Below are 22,033 nucleotides of genomic sequence, written 5' to 3'. Positions count from 1 at the left end.
GAATTTGTGCATTCGTGGCTAAAAAATATTTTATTTAAGCTTTTTCAAAGAATTAAGAACTGCTTTTTCCTCACACTTTTCGAAAGTAATTTCGTACACGGGATTTTTCTCAGGATAAGTAATCACATAATCCGGGCAAGGTTTTTTCTGAGCGTGACTTCTTTCAAAATCTATTTTTCCTAAGGTAATAATACTATCTTTTAAAAACTTTTCGTCAACTTTTAAAGCTTTCATTTCATTTTTGAAGTTTTCAGAATATTGGAAGTCTTTTGAAAGGGTTTCTGCAATGACACGGCTGTTTGGTAAATAACCGCTACAGCTTGCGCCTTTAGCATTAAGTACAAAAAATACGATGATAAGTCCGGGAATAAGCCCGATGAGAAAGAATTTTATTTTCTTCATACGTAGAGTTTACGATCTATAATTGATGAATGATCATTGATAAATCATGATCGATTCTTTGTTTGCGAAAAATTTATTAGAATATTAAAAGATTGATGTCGTGATACGTAAGTCCGAAACGGTCGCAGATCACTTTTTTGGTATGTCTGCCTTTGTACATGTACAAGCTCTGCTTCATTTCGTTTTTGCGGATCAGCATGTTTTCAAAACCACCTTCAAGATCGTAGTTCAAAATATATGAAAGAAAGAAATTAGAGATTGCTTTTGTAGTTGTTCTCGGCATTTTTGACGTAAGATTCGGTAATCCGCAGTGAATAACGCCGTGTTTGATGATGTAAGGATCATCCATTGTTGTCAACTCGGAAGTTTCGATGGCTTTTCCGTTGTCAATAACAATGTCGATGATGACGCTGCCTTTTTTCATTTTCATTACCATGTCTTCGGTAACGATAGGCTGCATATTGAGTCTTGGTAAAGCGCCGATTACAACGTCAGCTCTTCTTAAACTTTTGCTTAATTCTTTAGGATCGATGATCGATGTAGGAACTCTGCTGTCGACCAAAGTATGAAGTCTTCTTAGTTTTGAGAGTGAGTTGTCAAAAACTTTTACACTTGCTCCTAAACCGATAGCTGCTTTTGTGGCAAATTCTCCAACGATTCCGGCTCCTAAAACCACAACTTCTGTAGGTCTTACTCCGGTAATTCCGCCGAGCATTAATCCGTTTGATAAGGCTAATAATTCTGAAGCGTATAAAATAGAAACTGAACCTGCAATTTCCCCGATCAATCTTACTAAAGCAAGTTGCTTGTATTCATCTGCAATAAATTCAAATGCAATAGCATTGATTTTTTTCTCAGCAATTTTTGTGAAATAATCTTTATCTCTTAAATTGATCTGAAGCGCAGAAACTAAGTAAGTATTAGGCTTGAAATAATCAATTTCTTCTTCTGTAGGTGGATTAATTTTTAAAACCAGATCCTGAGAAAATGCTTCTTTAGCATCCTGAGTAATTCTTGCTCCTGATTCTGAGTACTGTAAATCTGTGAAAAATGAGCCTTGTCCTGCACCAGATTCAATGATGATTTCGTGACCGTTTTCTACCAAAACCTGTACTGCATCGGGCGTTATGCACGTTCTTCTTTCGTTGAGACAGGTTTCTTTAGGGATTCCTATGCTAAACTGTTTTCCTTTTTTAATAACTTCCAGCTTCTCTTCCTTCGGAATTAATTCTTCCTCTGAAAAAGGAGTAAAAATATTTGTAGTACTCATTTTTGTTTAATTATGACTTACAGATTTTTTTTATTACAATCGATTTCTATAAGCAAAGATATAATATTTAATCGAATGTAATTTCTCTGTTTTCACCGGTATTATTGATGCTCATCGAGTGATAATTTAACCCGTAAAGTTCCTCTTCGTACACTTCCGGCCATTCTATAATACACAAAAATGCATTATCAAGATATTCTTCAATACCAATATCATATACTTCTTCAATATTTTTTAAACGGTACAGATCGAAATGGTAGATTTTTCCTTTTGGCGAACTGTATTCATTTACAATCGAATAAGTAGGAGAGTTTACTTCATCTTCATTGTCTAAATTTTTAAGCAGAAACTGAGTGAAAGTAGTTTTACCTGCTCCCAAATTTCCTTTTAAAAGCAGAATATTGTGTTTAATTTCCGGTAAAATAGAATCTACGACTTTTTGCCAGTCGCCAATCTCATGAATAGTAAATTGCATAAGCAAAGATAATTATTTAAGCTAAATTTTAAGTGATGCTCAAAATAAAACTGACTGAATAAAATTCAGCCAGCTTTGTTGTTATAATAAGATATTTGGTTTTATTTTTTTATTACTTTTGAAACACTCGTTTCATTGTTCTCCAAAGTAATTTTAATGATATAAACTCCTGAAGCATTGTTTTCTAAAGATATTTCTTCTACTTTACCTCCTTTTTTAATTAATTGTCCGGAGATATTGTACAGTTCGAAAGATCTAATCTTTTCCTTAGGATCAATTTTAATGATTGATGTTGTAGGGTTTGGATAAATTCTAATTGTGCCTTTTGAAATATTGTTTTCAGTTGTTGATAAGCTTCCAGCCACAATATTTACGGCATAATCTTCAACCTGGCCTGCTCTTAAATCTGTTGCACAAGGACCGGAAATAGAGTTTGGTGCAGATGGATTTGAATAAGCAGCAACATTGGTATTTTTCACAATACGCATTTTGGTATTTCCTAAAACAGCGGTTGAAGGAATGGTAATATTGGATGTAATGGTATTTGCATTTGCAGGGTTTGCGTCAGCAAGTTGTCCAATATAAAAACTTTCTCCGGTATCATCAAAAATACCATTGTGGTTAAAATCTATATAAGCCATCACGTCACTCGGGAAAGTACTTGAAGGTCCTTTTACAGAAATTTGGTACGTATTTCCCTGACTAATATCTGTAGAAATATTTGTGAAATCTTCATACGATGGAGTAGTTCCAGATGTAGCAGGCGAACTATTATCAATGGTGTTAAATGTTACTTTTGTAATCATATTTCCATTCGAATTGTACTGATAAGTTGGTAAACAGAACGGATTTACATTTCCGGGAGATTTTATTTCAAAATTATCAAAAGAAAGGTCATAATCTCCAGCAGTTCTGTTCGCATTGATTCTGATTTTTATGTATTGATTCAGATAATTTGCTAAAGAATATGTTTTTGTAATATAGCTTCCTGTTCCAGCTTCGTTATCCACGGTTCCTAGCGTTGCCCATGTTGTTCCGAAATCTGTAGAGATCTGCACTTCAAAATTTCCCCAATCTGTTAATGATGCATGAGGGCTATTGTAATTTGATTGTTTGTAATCAAAACTAAAAGTATAATCTGTCGCATTCAAAGGTCCAACTGCAATGGTGTTGAAAGTTCCTGATGCCGCATTATTAAACATGTTTTTATATAAATTGTTTGCAGATACACCATTTCCTGTGGCTCCTCTTACTGTACCTAAAGTGAATGATTGTGGGCTCGTTCCGTTTGTCCATCCAGTCCATCCATTAGGGAAATTTGATGTTAAAAATTCTTCTTTCCAAGGTGCCGGAGCGGTAGGAACTGTTATAAATGAAATAGATTTCCAAGGACTTTTTTCTGTTGCTGAACAAAGTCTTCTTATCCAGAAATAATAAGTTCCGTTTGAAAGTGACGAAAGATTGATAGTATTTGTTCCTGATGCTATTGTTGTAACTGCAGAGTTATTAGCCGGAGTTGTATTCGTTGTTGTAACAATATATTCGTAACCGTTTGCTGGTTGTTGATCGTTAACATTTGTCCAAGAAATATTGGCTCCAACTGGTGTTGTACTGTTTAAAGTAATGGTTGCTAATTCCGGACAAGTCGGAATAGGCTCCCAAATCACATCATCTACATACATATAAGACCATGTTCCACCGTCAAATCTTCTGATTCCAAGATAGTTTGCTGAACCACTGTAGTTATTGATGTAAACTATATATTCCTCATAATTTGTTGTTAAAGGTAAGGTCTGAATAATTTCTACATTTGCAGAAGCTGTATTTCCTGTTAAAGCTACGATCTGCACTTTTGTATCTGCAGCAGTTCTTCTCGCTTTGAAACGCAGTCTGTGTGTTCCGCTGTTGATATTGTTCAGTTCCGGGCTTACCAAAATAATTTTTGTTGCAGCATCAGTAGTGGTTGCTCCGTTTCCATAGAAACTGATATTGTTTGGTGCCGAAAAATTATCTGTGGTCGTTAAACTGATGGTTGGAGTAGAGCTGTTGTTTGATGTTAAAATTTTACTCCAGCAGTTCGGAAGATTATTTGTTCCTGTAACCGAATCGAAATTTTCGTTCAACATAGAAGTGGCAAGACAAGTTGTATGAACAGTTGAAGTACTAGAATATGAACTTTCACATTGTGTACTTACATTTTTCCCTCGAATATAATATTGAGTGTTGGGTTGTAAACCATTTACAGGCTGTGAAACTGTTGTTGCAGATAAAGTAAACGGAGAACCTGCGATCATATTGGTAAAATTACTGTCTGTTGCAACCTCTAAAACGGTATTAATCGCATTCGCTGTTCCGTTTTCTGAAACAGACCAATTAATGTTGAATGAATTGGTAGCAGCACTTGATGTCGTAATTCCGCTTACACTGATTGGGCAGTTTGTGATATTTGCTGTTAAAGGATTCTGAACATTATACAACGGCCCATTAGAACAGTTTGAGCTTACAGAATAAATTCTGTAAGTATACTGATTGTTTCCTTTGATTCCATGATTATAATTATTCTCAAAAGTAGTGTTTGTTCCGTAATAAGCAACATAACTGTTCAAAGAAGTATTATTTCCGGTTGTGTAAACTGTTCCGTTTACCGGAGTATTGGGAACTGTTCCCGCTAAATTTCTTAAAATTAAATACTTATCTGCTGAAGGTGAACTTCCTGTAAAACTACCATTGATGATAATTCCAGTATTGCTTAAAGTTAAATTCGTCGGCTGTGAAGTAGGTGCAACGCAAGTTGAAGGCGGAGTCCAATTGAAAGTCAATCCTTGAGAAGGTAAAAAATTATAATTGGTAGCAATTCCTGAAGAAGAATTCGTTCCTGCTGTAGAATTATTCCAATTACTTGAAGTATTTCCTGAAGCAGTTCTATTCACATAATCATTGCTTGCGGTTCCTCTTAAACCAACTTTGGCATTTGTTGCGCTTGGCGCTCCCTGAGAACTTAGGTTGTAAACATATTTTATGGTTCCATTTTCATGCAATCTAGCCTGAAAATTCCAGTCATGATAAGAGTTTGCAGTCGGGTTTGAAGAGTATGGTCTGAAATGACTCCACTGAACTACAAATTCACGATTGGGAGCAGTTCCTACCACAGAATGATCAATTGAACTTGTTAAATTATTAATATTAAACATCGAAGCTAAATCTGCTCCTAAAGGAGAGATTACGCCTGAATAAGCCAATCCTGAAGAAATAGGATCTGTAGAATTGGAAGTTGTGGCTCCAAAACTGATAAATCCGTTCGCATGAACCTTTACAGAATTATAAGAACTGCCATTAAATGAAAACTGAAACGGAATAACATTGTCAAGCGTATAAACATTCTCATCTAAGAAACCGGCTCCCGAACTCGCTGTAGCAACAGCAATATTGGTAGGATTTGTTAAAACTGTGTAAGTTCCCGCACTTTGTGAAAAAGAATAAAGGGAAACTGTTTGGGCATTAACTTGCCAAGTTGACAAAACTAAAGCTCCAAATAAGCTGAGTTTTGTTTTCGTAACTGTTTTTTTCAACAGCTTAAAAATCGATTTGTCATCATACATAAATTTTCGAGCTGTAAACTTATTATTTTTATTTAGAATTAATTAAAATAAAAATCATGATTTAAATCAATACTGAAAAATGGGAATTTATAATATGATAACGATTATTCTAAAAATTTTAGAAATGAAAAATGATATGAGTTTAGATTTATTTATAATAATCATTTTTGATTTTTTTTTATTAAATCTGTATTTTAAGTTTTTTTGCTTTAGAGAAATAGGAATAACATTAGTAAAATATTTTAAGTTTATATAAAATGAAATTGAAATATTCAATTCTTGTATTTATAATTTTTGCATCATGTCGTAATATGAAGTTGTTTTGCATTATTACAATGGCTTAAATTCAGATAAAAATAATACTTGGTCTTCTTCTCTACAGTTTTTTTTTGAAAAAGATGAAAAAATAACAAAAGTTCCAATTAAATGAAAAATTTTAAAAGAAGAATTGTCAAATATTAGAAATAAGATTATTACTAAAAATCAAGTTTTAGATTTTGATGATGGTAATTATTCATTTGCGTTTATTAATGAGAAAGATACATTATTTGCAGATGATAGATTAGAATTTTGGAAATATAGAGACATGGGTCTTGCTGTAAAACTTAGTGGGTTTTCAAAAAAGAAAATTTTAGAACATTACAAAATTAGCCCGAACCAATACTGAAATTTGTACTTTTGCAATTATGATTTCCAAACAAACTATAGACAAGATTTTCTCGACAATTCGTGTTGAGGAGATTGTTGGCGAATATGTGCAGCTGAAAAGAGCGGGATCAAATTTTAAAGGTCTGAGTCCGTTTCATGAAGAAAAATCGCCCAGTTTGGTAGTTTCTCCAAGTAAGCAAATTTGGAAAGATTTCTCAACCGGAAAAGGAGGAACTGCGATTTCTTTTTTAATGGAAATCGAAAACTTTACCTATCCTGAAGCTCTTCGTCACGCTGCCAAAAAATACGGAATCGAAATTGAAGAAGACCAGCGTGAATTTTCTGAGGAAGCAAAAAATGCACAGTCTGAAAAAGATTTATTGTATAAAATTCATGAGGTTGCCAATGATTTTTATCAGAATACGCTTTGGGAAAATGATGAAGGCAGAGCGATCGGTCTCTCGTATTTCAGAGAGCGTGAGCTGAAAGATGATATCATTAAAAAGTTTCAGCTTGGTTTTTCGCCTGAAAAGAAAAATGCTTTTACAGAATTTGCCATTGAAAAAGGCTATACAAAAGAAGTTTTAGAAAAATCCGGACTTTCTATTTTTCCTGAAAATGCTCCGAACGGAATTGACCGTTTTCGTGAGCGGGTTATGTTCCCGATTCACAGTTTTTCGGGCAGAGTATTAGGTTTTGGAGCGAGAATTCTTAGAAATAATATTAAAACTGCTAAATATCTCAATTCTCCGGAAACAGAAATTTATCATAAGTCGAATGTTCTTTATGGTTTAAACCAAAGCAAGCAGGCGATTTCCAGAAAAAACATCTGTCTTTTGGTGGAAGGTTATATGGATGTGATTTCGCTGCATATGTCCGGAATTGAAAATGTTGTAGCAAGTTCAGGAACTTCTTTAACAACTGAACAAATTAAGCTTATCAAAAGACTCACAGAAAATGTGACAATTCTTTTTGATGGTGATAATGCAGGAATTAAAGCGAGTTTCAGAAGTATTGATATGCTTTTGACGGAAGGAATGAACATCAGAGTTCTTCTTTTTCCGGATGGTGACGACCCCGATTCTTTTGCCAGAAAACATCCGCAGGAATACGTTGAAAAATTCATCGAAAATCAAGCGCTGGATTTTATTGATTTTAAAGCTGAAATTCTTTTAAAAGAAGTAGGAAATGATCCTATAAAAAAAGCAGAAGCGATCCGGGATATTGTAAAATCTGTCGGATTTGTTCAGAATGCTTTGAAAAGAGAAGTTTACCTGAAAGAAGTTTCCAATAAATTTGGTCTTTCTGAGCAGAGTTTATTTAATGAACTTGATGTTCAGAGACAGGTTAATCAAAATCATAATCAAAACGCTCAACAGCAAAAGGAAAATGCAGCTCCCGTTAAAATGGAGATTGTTCCTTTAGATGAAGAAAAAGGAGATCCTTATCTGTACGATGTTTTATTTATGGAAAACAAATTGGTCGATCATATGTTGATGTTCGGTGATGTTGTTTTAAAGCGAAAAGATGACAACAATACTGATTATCAAATTACGGTCATCGAAGAAATTCTGCATCATTTTGAAGAAGAACAATATCAGTTTCTTGTAAAAGGAAACAAAATTATTATTGATCAGGTGAAAGAAGGTATTCAAAACGACGAGCTTCGAAGCGGAAGTTTTTTTGTCAGTTTTATGGATGAGCAGATTACCACAAAAGTAGTTGATGCCTTGATTCCTTTAGATGATTTGGAAAACTGGAGTTCACGAAATATTCATCCACCCAATTATGGCGATAAAGTTGCCGAACAGATCAAAGGTGACGTTTTGCTTCATAAATACCGCTACATTGATTATTTAATTAAAGAAACGATTGTTGAACTCGAAAAATACAGCAGTACCGATGAGGTGAAATATTTTGAGTTGATTAAAAAAATTACCTTATTAAAACAGGCTTCTATCAGACTCAGTGATATTATTGAATATTCGCCGATTAAAGGAATTTATGTTGATAGAAAGCGATAGTTAGTTGATAGTTTTTGGTTGTCGGTTGATGGTTTAAAAAATTTGCTCTTCATTTTATTATAAAAAAATCTGAAATCTTAAAACTAAAATACAACCTAAACTGACAAAAAGTCCTATAAAATTTTAGGAATAAAAATTGTAATTTACAGTTTAAATAAATTAAAAAATAATACCGATAGAAATATGGACATTAAAAAAGAATTCAGAGATTTCTCTACAAAACACTTGGGAAATAACGGTTTGGTAACCGATCAGTATATGGGAATGTTTAATCCTACCAATCTTACTCCTTACATTATGGAGGAAAGAAGATTAAACGTTGCTCAAATGGACGTTTTCTCTCGTTTGATGATGGATAGAATTATTTTCTTAGGAACAGGAATTGACGATCAGGTTGCAAATATTGTAACGGCTCAGTTGTTATTCTTAGAAAGTGCAGATCCTTCAAAAGATATTCAGATCTACATCAATTCTCCAGGAGGAAGCGTTTATGCAGGTTTAGGAATTTATGACACGATGCAGATCATCAAGCCGGATGTTGCTACAATCTGTACAGGTATTGCTGCTTCAATGGGTGCGGTTTTATTGGTTGCAGGTGAAAAAGGAAAGCGTTCTGCTTTGAAACACTCAAGAGTAATGATTCACCAACCTTCTGGTGGAGCTCAAGGTGTTGCTTCTGATATGGAAATCAATTTAAGAGAAATGTTGAAGCTTAAAAAAGAGTTGTATGACATTATTTCTGAACATTCAGGACAAACTTACGAGTGGGTTGAGAAAGCTTCAGACAGAGATTACTGGATGACTTCTACCGAAGCTAAAGATTTTGGAATGGTAGATGAGGTTTTACAAAGATCTAAAGAGAAGAAATAATTTTTCTCAAGTTATGATATGAGTTCGGCGCGCCCAAAGGGCGCGCCGAACTTTTTTATTATTAAAAATCAAACTACTTTTTGATGATTTTATGAGTCGTTGTCGACTGATTGGTTTTAATTTCAATAAAATAAACACCCGACTGTAGACTTTGAATATTAATCTTTTTATTCTGAGTATTCATCACTCTTCGTCCTGAAATAGAGTAGATATTAATATCTTTAATGTTGTCCTGAGTTTCAATAATCAGAAAATCTGTAGCTGGATTTGGATAAATCTTAAAGCTTTGTTTCACAGCATCTGAAACACTTAAAGTTACATTGGCAACAGTTGGAGTAAATGGTATTCTCGCTCCAAAACTTAATCCAAACCAATCGTTATTGGCAAGCTGAATTTGTGAAAGATTGCTCTGTCCTCTCCAGCTTGAAAGATCTTTTCCTTTGTATAATTTCCAAGAATCGTTTCCTGTTGCATTTCCTGAGAAATTGTTTAATGATAATGCTGAAATTTGGTTGGCTGCTGAAGTATAATTGAATTCACTTACTTGAGAATCGATTAATTGTAAAGCCTGTTCTGCTGTAATTGTTCCATTGTATTGAATTCCAAAAGCAAAAGAATCAGCAATTCCGTTACCGTTATCAGTCCCGAAATCTATAACAACTAAACTTTTATTACTTCCTGTTCCGATCCAATTAATAATTTGAGATGAATTAAAACAAGCAGAATTGTAAGCTGGAACCGGAGTGGAAGGCGGACCGAATGTTGTTCCCGGTGTAAAACCATATCCATAAGACATTCCGTACCATTTACCGTCAACTAACGGATCATTATTGACGCCATTATTCGTGGTCATGTTATTTGAAGCAGTTCCCGACCAAGTCGACCAGTAATCATCTGTACTTGGAACGTGGTGATTATAATCAAAACTATATAAAAAACCGCTCGGTACTTCTGCGGTAACTTTAGAATCTGCCGCGTCGATTGCATTGATTAGATCTTCCATTGTTAAAGTGGTAGAATCAAATCTATAGCCCCAAACATAAGAAGTAGGATTGTCTGAATCGTTAAAATCTGCAATTAAATAAGCTTTTTTAGAACCAGTACCAACCCAGAATTTGACATCATTTTCTGTAAGTTGAGCAAATGAAAATTGGAATATAAAAATTAAAAAAAGAAGTATTGATTTTTTCATTGATGAATTTTAAAGTGAAAAAAAGAGCATCATAAAGATGCTCTATGTTGAATTATTTTTTGATAATCTTATGAGTCGTTATTGATTTGTCTGTTTTAATTTCAATCAAATAAACTCCCGATTTCAAACTTTGAATATTGATTTTCCTATTCTGAGTATTCAAAACTTTTTGTCCTGAAACAGAGTAGATGTTGATGTCTTTAATGTTATCCTGAGTTTCAATGATCACGAAATCACTCGCAGGATTTGGATAAATTTTAAAGCTTTGTTTTGCAGCATCAGAAACACTTAAATTAACATTGGCTTCTGTTGGAGTAAAAGGTCTTCTTGTTCCGAAACTTAATCCAAACCAATCGTTATTATTTAAAGTGATTGTTGAAAGATTAGTATTCGTTTTCCAGTTTGACAAATTGGTTCCTTTGTATAACTTCCAAGTATTTGTTCCGCTTGCTGTTCCTGAGAAAGAATTTAATGATAAAGATGAAACCTGATTCGCTGTAGAAGTATAACTAAATGTGCTTGATTGTGCATCAATTAACTGTAAAGCTTGTTCCGCAGTAATGGTTCCGTTATACTGAATTCCAAAAACAAAAGAATTGGCGTTTCCGTTAGAATTATCGGTTCCAAAATCTACAACCACTAAACTTTTATTGGTTCCCGTTCCGATCCAATTGATGATTTGCGAAGAATTATACCATAATGAACTATAAGCAGGAATCGCTGTTGCAGGAGCTTCAGCTGTAGGATTGCTAAAACCGTAACTTGCGCCATACCATTCTCCGTTTGAGATGGTTCCGCTGTTCATCCATCCTGCCATAGACCAACCATTGGTGTTATCACCTGCCCATAAACTCCAATAATCGGGTACGGACTGTGCAGAATGGTCATTAAATTGAACTTTATCTAAAAATCCTCCTCCGAAACTTGTTCCGTAATCAAATGCAGGTTCTGCAGTTTTTATCATCTGAAGCATTTGCGGGCCGGTAATATTTTGCCCGGGATTGAATTTTACCCCCCAAACATATGATCTGTCATCGGTACCGTCTTTAAAATCGGCAACAAAATATGCCGTTTCTGAACCTGTACCTACAAAAAACTTTACATCGTTGGCTGTAAATTGTGACATATACAGCGCAACGATGAAAGTAAATAGAAAACTTGATGCCTTTTTCATTTTAAAAATTACTTAATAATTAACTTTTCGTTGAAGTTGATATTCTTATCAGTGATTTTTACGACATAAACGCCTTTAGATAATGCGCTTACATTAATTCCTTTTTCATTGTATTTTTCATTGATAACGATTCTTCCGTTTACATCATAAACCTGAATATTTCCAGAATTTAAGCCTTGTACAAAGAATCTGTCACTTGTAGGATTTGGATATACAATTAATTTTGATGTTTTTGTGCTTTCAATAGTAGAAAGAGATGCATTATTGTAAGCAATGATTTGATTTGGTAAAGAAGTTACCGTAAAAGTATTCAATAAAGCACCTTGCAGATCGTAAGCATAAATTTTTCCCGCCGCAACATATCCTGAAGGGTCAGCTGCATAGATCTTATTATTAACAACATTGAATCCGTATGCAGTTCCATAACTGTTTACGGTAATGGGTGTAACTGCAATTGGAGAGGTGTTAATTGACGGTGAAGCAATTGGTGTTTTGTAGATTGAAGCTTCATTCATGTAATAAATATTCGTTCCGTCGGTATCCATATAAGATGGTTTTACCCCTACCGGAAATGTAGTGCTCGAAACCGTAGTCTGACTTGTTGTATTATAAACCGTCAATGTTCCGAAAGAAGTTGGAAGGTAAGGATCTCCCGAACTCATAATGTACAGTAAATTGTCTTTTTCAAAAATACTGTTGGGTGAATCTCCTACATTTACCTGCGATTCTACAGTATTGGTTGTAGTGTTGATGACATCCATAAAATGGTTCAATCCGTAACCTCCTTTCAATAAAACATAGAGTTTATTGTTTTTGCTGAAGATTTTTTCAGGACCATTTCCTACAGGAATATTGGTTTCGTGAGTATAATTGTTAAGATTAAACACTGCTACATAATCATCAGTAGTGCTACTGCCGCTTCCCCAATTGGTTACATAAGCTTTGTTCCCATTAAAAGCAATATATCTTGGATTGTTAAGATTGGTAGAAATTGTTGTAATTAAAGTGAAATCAGATTTATTAATGACTTTAATTTGGTTTGAAATATTTAAAACTACAAAAATCTTATCGCCAAAAATTTTAATGTCTTGAGCGGTATCACCCAATGTTGCATTATTGTTTTTAAGTTTAAAATAATTGTTGGTAAGTGCCGATTGATTATTGATCAACGAAATTTCAGCATTATTGCTTCCGGCGCCGCCTTCGTTGAGTACTAAAACTCCTTCAGTTTGAGCAATTGCAAATGAAAATACAAATGCAAGAATAAGAAAATAGATTTTCTTCATGATATAATTAAATTTAAAGTTTTGTTCCCGAAACTTCACTGCAGGAAAAAAAAGTCATGAAAAAATATCCGAAGATTTGATCTCATAAACTTTTATTCCCGAAAGTTGAAATTAATCTAAGGCAGGTTTCCTGGCTTGCATCTTATTATAACCTTCCCAAACCTGAAGTTCAGTGGTGTACTTAATAATAAGTTGAATAGCTTACAGTTGCGGGTACAGCTCAAGAATTATTTTACTTCACTTGATTCCCTATTAATGAACGCATGCGTTCAACCTTAAACTTTTGCAAAGATATTATTTAAAAATTGATTATTGTTTTAGTGAAAATTTAATAATTTTCAAATTATGTTGAATAATAGTTGTTTATTAAGTGTTTGTTTTATTTAATTAATCAAAAAAGACATACCAAATGATATGTCTTTACTTTTTTAATATGAATTATTTCTTAATTAAAACCTTCAATGATCTTTGAGAAATCTTCAAGTTTCAATGCAGCTCCACCGATAAGACCGCCGTCGATATCAGGTTGAGAGAAAATTTCTCTCGCATTATCTGGCTTTACAGAACCTCCGTATAGAATAGAGATTTCGTCTGCAACTTCCTGTCCATATTTTTCTGCGATAATTCCTCTGATGTGAGCATGAATTTCCTGTGCCTGTTCTGGTGTAGCAGTTTCACCTGTTCCGATTGCCCAAACTGGTTCGTAAGCGATCACTACTTTTTTGATTTCCTCTGCAGAAAGGGTGAAAAGAGCAGTTTCAGTTTGTGCTTTTACAACATCAAGATGCTGTCCAGCTTTTCTTTGCTCTAAAGTTTCACCATTACAGTAAACAGGAATTAAACCTTTATCTAAAGCCAGTTTTACTTTTTTATTGCAGCTTTCGTCGTTCTCACCGTGATATTGTCTTCTTTCAGAGTGACCGATCAAAGAACCTGTTGCATCTATGGATTCCAACATATCTGCAGAAAGTTCACCTGTGTAAGCTCCGCTTTCATATTCGCTCATATCTTGAGAAAAAACTCCGATTTCGTTTTTTTCGAAGATATCTTTTGCCATCATTAGATACAAAGAAGGCGGTGCGATCCAAACTTCACAGTTGGTTGTATTGTTGTTTTTATAGCTTAGTAATTGAATCATTAATTGTTGAGCATGAATGACGTTTTTGTTCATTTTCCAGTTTCCTGCAACTATTTTTCTTCTCATAGTTTCTATATTATCTTTTTGTTTCTTTTGTTTTTCATTTAAAATTAAAATCTGCAAAATTTGCTAAATCTGCGTGAGCTAAATTATTTACTAATTCCCTCCAGTTTAAACATAAATGCATATTCCAAAGCAATATCTTTCAGGTAATCAAATCTTCCTGAAGCACCACCGTGACCGTATTCCATATCGGTTTTTAGGAATAAAACATTTTTGTCTGTTTTTAAATCTCTTAATTTTGCTACCCATTTTGCAGGTTCAAAATATTGTACCTGAGAATCATGCAATCCTGTTGTAACAAGGAGGTTCGGATAGTTTTTTCTCTCAATATTTTCGTACGGAGAATAAGATTTCATATAATTATACGCTTCTTTGTTGTTAGGATTTCCCCATTCATCGTATTCATTCGTTGTCAAAGGAATACTTTCATCCAACATGGTATTAATAACATCTACAAAAGGAACCTGTGCAATGGCTCCATTCCAAAGTTCTGGTTTCATGTTGACAACAGCTCCCATTAAAAGTCCACCTGCACTTCCTCCTTGAGCGTACAAATGTTTTGGTGAAGTGTATTTTTCTTTAACTAAATATTCTCCAACATCGATAAAATCGGTAAATGTGTTTTTCTTTTTCATCATTTTTCCGTCTTCATACCATTGTCTTCCCATTTCTTGTCCACCACGAATATGTGCAATCGCAAAAGCAAAGCCTCGGTCTAAAAGACTCAGTCTTGTACTGCTGAATGTCGCATTCATTGAGTTTCCGTACGATCCGTAAGCGTAGAGTAGAAGTGGGTTTTTGCCGTCTTTCTTATATCCTTTTTTATAAACGATGGAAATCGGAATTTTTGTACCGTCTTTTGCAGTGGCAAAAAGTCTTTCGGTAACATAATTAGCTTTATTATAACCGCCTAAAATTTCCTGCTGCTTCAGTAAAGTTCTTTTTCCTGTTTGTAAATTTTGCTCGTACTGTGAACTTGGAGTAATCATCGAAGTATATCCGAATCTGAAATAATCTGTATTATATTCAGGGTTTCCTGATGGATAAACCGTGTAAGTTGGTTCATCAAATTTTAAGAATTCCCGTTTATTGGTTCTTCTGTCCAAAATAACCAGTTGCGAAAGTCCGTTTTGTCTTTCACTGAAAACCAGATAGTTTTTAAATTCACTGATTCCTTCCATCAAAACATCTTTTCTGTGTGGCATGAAATCTTTCCAGCTTTCAACGCCTGTCTTATCCAAAGGAGTTTCCATCACTTTGAAATTGAGGGCGTCTTTATTGGTTGTGATCAAAAACTTGTCTTCTAAAGGAGTTACATCATACAAAACATCTTTCATTCTTGGTTGGAAAACCTTGAACGTTGCATTCGGTTCATCTGCATTGATGTATCTTGTTTCTGAAGAAGTTGTTGCCGAAGAAACAATCATGATGATTTTTTCGTTCTTCGATTTTCCTACGCCAATATAATTGGTTTTGTCTTTTTCTTCGTATACCAACACATCTTTTGAGGGGTCAGTTCCTAAAGAATGTCTGAAAATTTTCTCCGTTAAAAGCGTTTCAGGATTTTTTCCGGTGTAGAAAATGGTTTTGTTGTCATTTGCCCAGGTTGCAGAACCTGTTGTATTTTTAATTCCTAAATCGGTCGTTTTTCCGGTAGTAAGGTCTTTTAAAAATAATTTATACTGTCTTCTTGAAACATCATCAACTCCGTAAATCATTTTAGAATTATCAGGACTGACGCTGAAACCTGATGCAGAATAATAAGCATGACCTTCCGCAAGTTGATCTACATCCAGAATGATTTCTTCAGGAGCACTTAGGTTTCCTTTTTTTCTGCAATATTTGAAGTATTGTTTTCCGGTTTCAGTTCGGGTGTAATAGTAATAACCTTTTCTGAAAACAGGTACAGATTCATCCTTTTCCTTGATTCTTGCCTTCATTTCCTGAAAAAGCTTTTCTCTGAAAGGTTCTGTATCTTTCATCATGCTTTCCCAGTAAGAGTTTTCAGCGGTTAAATATTCTACAACCTGCGTAGAATCTCTTCCTTTTTTGAAAAAATCAATCATCCAGTAATAAGGATCGTTCACCTTATCACCATGAATATTTCTCAAATGCTGTTTTTTGTCAGCAACCGGAGCTTTTAAATCAGGAAATATCTGAGACTGAAATGGGGCTGTACTCATACTCATTATTAATAGGGATAAGCAAATTTTTTTCATGTTTATATTTTTGTTTTTCGGTGATTTTTTACTTCAGATTCCAAAGATTTTTCAAAAGAACGTAGAAAGTATGTTCTTCGTCTGTCACTTTATCATCAGCTTTAATAAGAGTTTTCGCAAACTTGATGAAATTTAAACGTTCTTCTTCCGTAGAATCATCTAAAAAACAACATCCGTGAAATTCAAAATGATCTTTCCATTCTTCAGGCTTAAGCAATGCGATAGTTTCCAATTCGTTATCTAAATTCATTTTAAATGGAAATTCGTCAGCCAGATATTGCTGTACCAACATTCCTTCTTCCGGAGCAAATTCTCCGTCAACAGACGAAAGGATCATTAATAAGTGATAACCGGCAATAGATTTATTTGATTTATGCATTTTTATATATTTAAAGTTTAATGTTCTAAGTTTAATGTTTTCCTGGTTTTAAAATTGACAATTTACCATTCACAATTGACTATAAAATTCTAGTCAACATAATATTTCGCAGGTTTTTTGTCAACAATTTTTCCTTTTTCTAAAACCAGTACAAAAGGATTGCTTCTTGCAATGGTTTTGATGGCTGTACCGTCCATCATTGCATTTTTAATGGTTTTAAAAGTATTTTGATCGGTAGAAACACCGTAAATTACAGCTCCTTTCTGAGCATTTACTTTTGCTTCTACGTTTTTAATTAATTCCGGAGAAACTTCTTTCGGATGATAAGCAAAAACTAAAATTGCTTTCGGAGCATTGATAACTTCATCGGTTAAATCAATTCCGGTAGGGTCTTCAATTTTGAATTTTACAATTTCAGATTTATAACCTTCTTTAACGAGTTTAGATTCGTTTTTACCTTCTTCAATTTTCCAGGGTGAACCTTCTTCCCAATATTTTGTCTGGTTTACATAATCGTCCGAATTTACCTTTAAAACTTCACCGGTTTTAGTATTTTTCATTGAATAAAAAGTCTTGTATTCAAAAGGATTTTTTAGGATTTTAGCTTTTTCAGCTTTCAAATCCGTTCCTATTTTATAATCACGGAAATCAATAATTGGTTCGTTAACAATTCCAATGGTCATAATAACAATCATAATTCCGCAGAATGCTCCAAAAGCAACCGATTTAAATTTATTGTTTTCAGGTTTATTATTATCTGAGTAAGCATCTTTTTTCTTGAATTCTTTTCTATATAAAACAAAAAGAATAATCAGCCCAACCAAAAGTACAACGTCTTTCACAAAGCTTTCCCAAGGTGTAAATTTAATCGCATCACCAAAACATCCGCAATCGGTTACTACATTAAAGTATGCTGAATAAAACGTTAGAAATCCGAAGAAAATACAAAGTGCAATCAGCGCAGAAAGTGTGAATTTCAGTTTTAATTTTAGTAATAATAAAAAGCCTAAGAATAATTCAAGAACTACCACGATAATTGAAAAAAGCAGGGCAAATTTCTCCAAAAATGGCATATTAAAGACCGATGGCGAAAAATATTCCTCCATTTTAAAGGAAAAACCTACTAAGTCTACAGCTTTTACAAAACCTGAAGCGATGAAAATAACAGCGATAATGAAACGTAATAAACCTTTGATCATATTAATTAGTTTTTTGGGTCGTTTGGAATTGTTTGTTCAGAAAATTTGATCAGACAGAAAACTGCGTAATTCAGCATGTCAAAATAATTGGCATCCAAGCCTTCAGAAACCAAAGTTTTTCCCTGGTTGTCTTCAATCTGTTTGGTTCTCAATACTTTTTGGTAAATTAAATCGGTGATGGAAGAAATTCTCAGATCTCTCCAGGCTTCACCGTAATCATGATTTTTCTTTTCCATTAAAGCTTGTGCTTCAGCAGAATATTTATCGTAAAGATTTAAAATTTCTTCAGGATTTTCATTAAAATCATTCGAAAGACCTTTTTCCAGCTGAATCAATCCGATAATCGAATAATTAACGATAGCGATAAATTCTCCTTCCTCGCTTTCGTCAATCATCTTTACATCGGTCATCTGTAACGTACGGATTCTGTTGACTTTAATGTAAATCTGATCCGTAATTGAACTTGGGCGTAAAACTCTCCACGCTGCGCCATAATCGTGCATTTTTTTACTGAAAAGATCACGACACTCATTGATGATTTTACCGAACTGTTCTGAAGTTTTTGACATAAATTTTCTTAATCTTTCAAAGATACAAATTAGGTTTTAGGTAAGAGGAATCAGGGCGCAGTTTTTTGGCTATAAGTTGGAAGTAAGAAGCCAGAAGTAGTATTTTTGTGATATGGAAAATCATTCATCATTCATCAATAATCATTCATTAAATTGCAACGGAAGGCTAGTCGATTTAAGTTCGCCAAAAATCATGGGAATTCTAAATCTTACACCTGATTCTTTTTCTGACGGCGGAAAATTTAATAATGAAAAATCAGCATTGCAACACGCTGAAAAAATATTGAAAGATGGAGGTGAAATTATTGATATTGGTCCCCAATCTACAAGACCGAATGCTGAATTTTTGAGTAGTGATGAGGAGATCAGAAGGATCGGAACTGTAATTTCAGAAATCAAAAAAGAGTTTCCGGAAGTGTTAATTTCTCTGGATACTTTTTATGCTGCAACCGTGAGATTTGGTTTTAACGAAGGAATTGATCTGGTGAATGATATTTCTGGGGGACAATTTGATGAGAAAATGTTTGATGTAGTTGCTGAAACCAAACTACCCTATATTTTAATGCACGTCAATCCTTTTTATGAAACAATGCATGAAAAAGTAAATTTTGATGATATTACTTTGAATATCAATCAATATTTTACAAAAAAAACAAACGAACTATTACAAAAAGGAGTTAAAGATATTATTTTGGATCCCGGTTTCGGTTTCGGAAAAACGGTTGAAGATCAAATGAAAATGATTAATGAAGTAGAGTTCTTAGGTTTTGGGAAATATCCTTTATTAATAGGGATTTCAAGAAAGTCTTTTATTTATAAACCTTTGGGGAAATCGCCTTTAGAAATCAACGAAGAAACTCAAAAGTTGCATTTAAAAGTTTTAGAACAAGGAGCAAAAATTCTTCGTGTGCATGATGTAAGTGAAGCTAAAAAAACAGTTGATGAGTTTTTAAATAATTAAATTGAACCTAAAAAAACTCACAAAATATAAATCTTGAGAATTTTCTAATGAAATAATATTACTTATTTACCATCTTTAAAATCCTAATAATTTCAGTTTAAATTGAATGGCAAAGTTATCTTTAAATTTTGGGGTGTTGTAATGTCCGACCCTGTAGAAAAATCCTAAATTAAATTGTGAGGATAGGAAATTATTCCATTCTAAGCCTAATTCAGTATACAAATGATCCAATTTTTGAAACTCAAATTGATGGAACTCCTTATTTTTCATATCACCGATTGTTCCTCTGTAGATAAAATCAAAGCTTGAAACGTTCTTGCCGAAGCTTTTAAAATACCAAGGCAATCTGTGCGTTAAGTATGCGCCGACAAATTTATCGTTGTAATATTTTCCACCTTCCATTGTGGCAAAACCAAGGTATGAAGTCAGGTTGAAATTGAGTCCACCGTGGCCATTTCCTAATCCGTTCATGGTGAAATTTTTCCAAATCGGTGCGTCGCCGGTGATAATTCCACCGTAAGCTCTGATTCCTGTGACTCCTAATTTTGTTTTGAAGTTGTGCACGAAAAGTGCATCAAATCTGCTGAAATTAAAATCTCCATCTAGAGTTTTAAAGCCTTGTTCGTAATTCAGATATAGTTCCGGAAGGTTTTGTTCATAAGTGTATTTTCCAGTGGGCGTCATAATATTCTTCGAATTAGGAGAATATTTTAACGTAATTGTTGATGAAGTAATCTCAAACTGACTTCCTAAACCTTTAAAATTGTAGGCGAATTTAGATTCTTCCTGTGTTTTTTTAGCTGAAACATTCAGAGTTAATCCGTTGGTGATATCATTTTCATAACTCACTTTAAAACCTTCATAACCATAGAAAACTCCATTATTTAAGGCAACTCCCGAATTCATAATTTTCATTCTGAAATTCCACAAGTTTTCTGAGAAACGCCCGGCTGCCATTACATCATTAAAATATTCAACTCTGAAAAACGAATTCTTTTCTAATGTTGTACGAACGTCAACTCCGGCTCCATATTTAAAGTCTTTATCGTAAATTCCGTAGGCGAAATACGCATCGGGGGAAATATATTTATTGAATTTCTCGTTTAGTTTAGCACCTGCTCCAAAACGGAAATGCTCATATTTATTATAACCAATAATCCTGGCTAAATCAAAATCAACAATTCCCAGTCTGATTTTTCCTTTCAATAAACCTGTCAATGCTTTTGCTTTTTGGTCAAGCTTATATTTACTGCTTAAACTGTCAATTTTAGTATAAGTTGTTGATTCACGATCTGTTAAATTTTCTGTACGGTATTGATCAATGAGTTTTCCATCAGAGTTTTTCACATCAATCGTGTAGCCCTTAAAGTCTTTCGGATTTTCTTCAATGGGTGTTTTAAAATCAAAATAATCTGCAGTGGCAAAAGCGTAACTTCCGAATTTCTTTCTGTAGTTTTTGTCTGCTTCTTTTTCCTCTTTAGTTTTCTTTTTATCTGATGTATCGTCGATATCGAAAGTGGTCGATCCCATTTTTATTTTGTAATTTTCTTTTACCAAAAACCATTTGTTTTCAATAGGTTTCCAAATACTGGTGATGCTTCCTTCACTTTTAATTTTGCTGTTGCTTTCAATTTTTTTCAAAGCATAAGTTTCTTTATCTACATAAAGATACCCGTTAAATTTTCTTTTGTTTACCGCTGCTTTGTAATCGACCTGGCGAAAACGAATGACATAATTTTCTCTGCCGTCAATCTCTATTGAATCGGTAAGGAAGAAACGGTAAAGGTTTCTGTTTTCTTCTTTTATTTCTTTCGGAATTACATTCCTGTTGGAACGGAAAGCCATTAATTCATAAATAGGTTCTTTTAAGCCCGCAATTTTATTATCTAAAATATTGGTTTTCTCGCCGTATTTTTGTGAATATAGGCTTTGTGATGCTCTTTCCCATAAAAACATCTTGCTTTTACCTACCAGTTTCATCAGATTGACAGATTCTAGAGAGTCTTTTTTTTCCTGAGCTTTCATTGGCTGCTGAGGAAGGCTTTTTAATGAATCAATTCGGTTGGCAACATATGCGTTATATACATTAATGCTGTCTTCATCAAAATCTAAAGAAATTTTTTCATACGATTTAAATGAATAAGAATCTAAGCTTAATGGAGAATTCTGCTTGTAATTATCATTAATTTTTCTGAGAATTTCTAAAGCTCTCGGATCACTTTTATCTTCAAGAATTACCGTTTGGATGTTTTGCGTTTTAGGATCAGCTTTTGTTAAAAAAACTTCCATCACTTTGTCTACCACTACATCGTCTTCGAAATAACCTCTTGCAAAAACTTCTACTTTTTTACATTTAGTTTTAAAATTAAGTATTCCGGAAGCATCTGTTTTCCCTACTAATTTTTCGTTGCAGAATACGGATGCATTAGAAATGACCACATTATCCGCAGAACTTTTAACAATAATTTTAGACTGTGAGAAAATGCTGATGTATCCGAATGATAATAGCAGGATATACAATTTTTTCATAAAAAATTTCTAACAATTAATTTGATAGGTGGATAT

Annotated in this window: 17 protein-coding genes and 1 riboswitch; of the genes, 4 read left to right on the top strand and 13 right to left on the bottom strand. The window is 33.7% G+C overall.

Going from position 1 to position 22,033, the window contains the following annotated elements; translation table 11 throughout:
- Positions 1–30: 30 nt before the first annotated feature.
- The 4 genes from FDY99_RS02995 to FDY99_RS22900 form a co-directional block, all read right to left on the bottom strand.
- On the bottom strand, positions 31–402 hold the full coding sequence (locus FDY99_RS02995; RefSeq protein WP_139419047.1) for a hypothetical protein: 372 nt from the start codon (positions 400–402) through the stop codon (positions 31–33).
- 76 nt (positions 403–478) lie between these two features.
- Positions 479–1,672 (bottom strand): alanine dehydrogenase, encoded by a 1,194-nt coding sequence (locus FDY99_RS02990; RefSeq protein ID WP_074231701.1) that lies wholly within the window; start codon positions 1,670–1,672, stop codon positions 479–481.
- 67 nt (positions 1,673–1,739) lie between these two features.
- Entirely contained in the window at positions 1,740–2,147 is a 408-nt protein-coding gene (tsaE, locus tag FDY99_RS02985) for a tRNA (adenosine(37)-N6)-threonylcarbamoyltransferase complex ATPase subunit type 1 TsaE (protein ID WP_139419045.1), read from the bottom strand.
- Between the two features lie 101 nt (positions 2,148–2,248).
- The gene (locus FDY99_RS22900; RefSeq protein WP_228448728.1) at positions 2,249–5,716 is read right to left on the bottom strand and encodes a GEVED domain-containing protein; all 3,468 of its coding nucleotides are present in this window, start codon (positions 5,714–5,716) and stop codon (positions 2,249–2,251) included.
- Between the two features lie 478 nt (positions 5,717–6,194).
- Between FDY99_RS22900 and FDY99_RS02975 the strand changes: the two genes are divergently transcribed.
- The 3 genes from FDY99_RS02975 (at position 6,195) to clpP (ending at position 9,288) form a co-directional block, all read left to right on the top strand.
- Positions 6,195–6,413: a hypothetical protein gene (locus FDY99_RS02975; RefSeq protein WP_139419043.1), complete on the top strand. Its 219-nt coding sequence runs from the start codon at positions 6,195–6,197 to the stop codon at positions 6,411–6,413.
- 19 nt (positions 6,414–6,432) lie between these two features.
- A complete protein-coding gene (gene dnaG / locus FDY99_RS02970; protein WP_139419041.1) occupies positions 6,433–8,418 on the top strand; it encodes a DNA primase in 1,986 nt (661 codons plus the stop codon).
- Between the two features lie 183 nt (positions 8,419–8,601).
- Positions 8,602–9,288: an ATP-dependent Clp endopeptidase proteolytic subunit ClpP gene (clpP, locus tag FDY99_RS02965; protein WP_074231705.1), complete on the top strand. Its 687-nt coding sequence runs from the start codon at positions 8,602–8,604 to the stop codon at positions 9,286–9,288.
- A 73-nt stretch (positions 9,289–9,361) separates the two neighbouring features.
- Here the strand turns inward: clpP and FDY99_RS02960 are convergent, their stop codons facing one another.
- The 8 genes from FDY99_RS02960 to FDY99_RS02925 form a co-directional block, all read right to left on the bottom strand.
- Positions 9,362–10,480 carry a T9SS type A sorting domain-containing protein gene (locus tag FDY99_RS02960; protein WP_139419039.1) on the bottom strand — a complete coding sequence of 373 codons (1,119 nt, stop codon included), beginning with the start codon at positions 10,478–10,480 and terminating at the stop codon, positions 9,362–9,364.
- Positions 10,481–10,532: 52 nt separating this feature from the next.
- Complete coding sequence (locus FDY99_RS02955; protein WP_139419036.1) at positions 10,533–11,654, bottom strand: T9SS type A sorting domain-containing protein; 1,122 nt, start codon at positions 11,652–11,654, stop codon at positions 10,533–10,535.
- A gap of 8 nt (positions 11,655–11,662) precedes the next feature.
- The gene (locus tag FDY99_RS02950) at positions 11,663–12,940 is read right to left on the bottom strand and encodes a YncE family protein (protein ID WP_139419034.1); all 1,278 of its coding nucleotides are present in this window, start codon (positions 12,938–12,940) and stop codon (positions 11,663–11,665) included.
- Positions 12,941–13,043: 103 nt separating this feature from the next.
- Positions 13,044–13,233: riboswitch (cobalamin riboswitch) on the bottom strand.
- Between the two features lie 152 nt (positions 13,234–13,385).
- The gene (gene tpiA / locus FDY99_RS02945; RefSeq protein ID WP_139419032.1) at positions 13,386–14,144 is read right to left on the bottom strand and encodes a triose-phosphate isomerase; all 759 of its coding nucleotides are present in this window, start codon (positions 14,142–14,144) and stop codon (positions 13,386–13,388) included.
- Positions 14,145–14,227: 83 nt separating this feature from the next.
- On the bottom strand, positions 14,228–16,360 hold the full coding sequence (locus FDY99_RS02940) for a S9 family peptidase (RefSeq protein ID WP_139419030.1): 2,133 nt from the start codon (positions 16,358–16,360) through the stop codon (positions 14,228–14,230).
- 28 nt (positions 16,361–16,388) lie between these two features.
- The gene (locus FDY99_RS02935) at positions 16,389–16,739 is read right to left on the bottom strand and encodes a TerB family tellurite resistance protein (RefSeq protein ID WP_139419028.1); all 351 of its coding nucleotides are present in this window, start codon (positions 16,737–16,739) and stop codon (positions 16,389–16,391) included.
- An 89-nt stretch (positions 16,740–16,828) separates the two neighbouring features.
- Positions 16,829–17,938, bottom strand: a complete 1,110-nt coding sequence (locus FDY99_RS02930) for a BT_3928 family protein (RefSeq protein WP_139419025.1) — start codon at positions 17,936–17,938, stop codon at positions 16,829–16,831.
- A gap of 5 nt (positions 17,939–17,943) precedes the next feature.
- Entirely contained in the window at positions 17,944–18,507 is a 564-nt protein-coding gene (locus FDY99_RS02925) for a DUF1599 domain-containing protein (protein ID WP_139419023.1), read from the bottom strand.
- Positions 18,508–18,619: 112 nt separating this feature from the next.
- On the opposite strand from FDY99_RS02925, the gene folP reads away from it, so the two are divergent.
- Positions 18,620–19,468 (top strand): dihydropteroate synthase, encoded by an 849-nt coding sequence (gene folP / locus FDY99_RS02920; RefSeq protein WP_139419021.1) that lies wholly within the window; start codon positions 18,620–18,622, stop codon positions 19,466–19,468.
- Between the two features lie 75 nt (positions 19,469–19,543).
- Here folP and FDY99_RS02915 read toward each other — a convergent pair whose 3' ends face one another.
- Positions 19,544–21,997: a DUF5686 family protein gene (locus FDY99_RS02915; protein WP_139419019.1), complete on the bottom strand. Its 2,454-nt coding sequence runs from the start codon at positions 21,995–21,997 to the stop codon at positions 19,544–19,546.
- Positions 21,998–22,033: the final 36 nt, after the last annotated feature.

It is taken from the genome of Chryseobacterium mulctrae (assembly GCF_006175945.1).
Classification (GTDB): domain Bacteria; phylum Bacteroidota; class Bacteroidia; order Flavobacteriales; family Weeksellaceae; genus Chryseobacterium; species Chryseobacterium mulctrae.
The sequence above is the reverse complement of the archived record's forward strand: the minus strand, read 5'-3'. Positions and strand labels throughout refer to the sequence as shown.